1 protein-coding gene and 4 tRNA genes are annotated in these 1,898 nt (G+C 52.5%); 1 reads left to right on the top strand and 4 read right to left on the bottom strand.

The annotated features are described in order from the left end of the window. Positions 1–3 precede the first annotated feature (3 nt). Complete coding sequence (gene ubiF / locus IO95_RS19715) at positions 4–1,155, top strand: 3-demethoxyubiquinol 3-hydroxylase (protein ID WP_235186799.1); 1,152 nt, start codon at positions 4–6, stop codon at positions 1,153–1,155. A gap of 58 nt (positions 1,156–1,213) precedes the next feature. Here ubiF and IO95_RS19710 read toward each other — a convergent pair. The 4 genes from IO95_RS19710 to IO95_RS19695 form a co-directional block, all read right to left on the bottom strand. Next, a tRNA-Gln gene (locus tag IO95_RS19710) sits at positions 1,214–1,288 on the bottom strand. Between the two features lie 16 nt (positions 1,289–1,304). Beyond that, positions 1,305–1,381, bottom strand: a tRNA-Met gene (locus IO95_RS19705). A 155-nt stretch (positions 1,382–1,536) separates the two neighbouring features. Then, positions 1,537–1,611, bottom strand: a tRNA-Gln gene (locus tag IO95_RS19700). A 16-nt stretch (positions 1,612–1,627) separates the two neighbouring features. Beyond that, positions 1,628–1,704, bottom strand: a tRNA-Met gene (locus IO95_RS19695). Positions 1,705–1,898: the final 194 nt, after the last annotated feature.

The raw sequence follows: 1,898 nt of genomic DNA, 5'->3' as shown, positions 1-1,898 counted from the left end.
GTCCTGGTGGTGGGGGGCGGCATGGTAGGGGCGGCGGCCGCTCTAGGGCTGGCACGAACCGGGTTATCGGTCGCCTTACTGGAGGCGCACACCCCTGAGGCCTTCGATGCACAAAGCCCTCCGGATCTACGTGTTTCGGCTATCAGTTGTACCTCGGTTGAACTGTTGCAGCAATTGGATGCCTGGCCGTTAGTTCAACAAATGAGGTCGGCACCTTACCGCCGGTTAGAAACCTGGGAATGGGATGCGTCCCGTGTGGTGTTTGATGCCGCCTCACTCGGCTTGCCTGAACTTGGCTTTATGGTTGAGAACCGTATTTTGCAACTCGCGTTGTGGCAGCAATTGGCACAATGCGAAAATTTGCAGCTCTATTGCCCCGCCATGCTGCAATCAATGCAACGTATCGATGACACTTGGCAAGTGACCTTAAACTCGTCACAGACGATACAGGCGCGTTTGCTGGTGGGGGCAGATGGTGCTGACTCACCGGTGCGTAAGCTGGCCGGTATTGGTATCAATGGTTGGCATTATCGCCAGAGCTGTATGCTGATTAGCGTTGAAACTGGCGCGCCACAGCAGGATGTCACCTGGCAGCAATTTTTCCCTTCTGGGCCGCGCGCATTTTTGCCGCTGTATGATCACTGGGCGTCGCTGGCTTGGTATGACAGCCCAGAGCGTATCCGGCAATTGCAAGGCTTGCCGCTGGCGGCGCTTGAACGGGAAATCGCCGCCGCGTTTCCATCCCGTCTAGGGGCGGTGAAGGTTCATGGCGTGGGCGCTTTTCCTCTGGTACGCCGCCATGCACAACGTTATGTCAAACCGGGGTTGGCATTACTCGGTGATGCGGCACATACCATCAATCCGCTGGCTGGGCAGGGGGTGAATCTGGGCTACCGTGATGTCGGCGCGCTGTTGGCGGTGGTGGCGGATGCGGTGGCTCAGGGCGAGGATTGGGCGAGTGAAGCAGTGCTGATGCGCTATCAACGCCGTCGTCGTCGGGATAACCTGATGATGCAAAATGGTATGGATCTGTTTTACTCCACCTTCAGCAACGATCTTCCCCCGCTGCGGGTGGCACGCAATCTGGCCTTGATGGCCGCACAACAGGCGGGCAAGTTGAAGGAACAAGCGCTGAAGTATGCGTTAGGTTTATGATTTCCTGCCTGAGAACACTGAAAAGCAAACAGCTCGCCGTAGCGAGCTGTTCTAAATTTGGCTGGGGTACCTGGATTCGAACCAGGGAATGCTGGTATCAAAAACCAGTGCCTTACCGCTTGGCGATACCCCAATTATCATTTTTTGAATGGTGGCTACGACGGGATTTGAACCTGTGACCCCATCATTATGAGTGATGTGCTCTAACCAACTGAGCTACGTAGCCATATCCACATACTTTAACTGCCTGCCTATTGGTAATTAAATCGAAAGTCACCAAATGTAGTGAAAAACGATATTACTGGTGCGAATGATGTCGCCAATTTGGTGCAGTTTGGGGTATGAGGAGACTATCTGGTGCTATAAATCAATGGTGTTGTATGGCTGGGGTACCTGGATTCGAACCAGGGAATGCTGGTATCAAAAACCAGTGCCTTACCGCTTGGCGATACCCCAATTATCATTTTTTGAATGGTGGCTACGACGGGATTTGAACCTGTGACCCCATCATTATGAGTGATGTGCTCTAACCAACTGAGCTACGTAGCCATATCCACATACTTTAACTGCCTGCCTATTGGTAATTAAATCGAAAGTCACCAAATGTAGTGAAAAACGATATTACTGGTGCGAATGATGTCGCCAATTTGGTGCAGTTTGGGGTATGAGGAGACTATCTGGTGCTATAAATCAATGGTGTTGTATGGCTGGGGGACCTGGATTCGAACCAGGGAATGCTGGTA

It is taken from the genome of Serratia sp. DD3, from assembly GCF_000496755.2.
The sequence above is the reverse complement of the archived record's forward strand: the minus strand, read 5'-3'. Positions and strand labels throughout refer to the sequence as shown.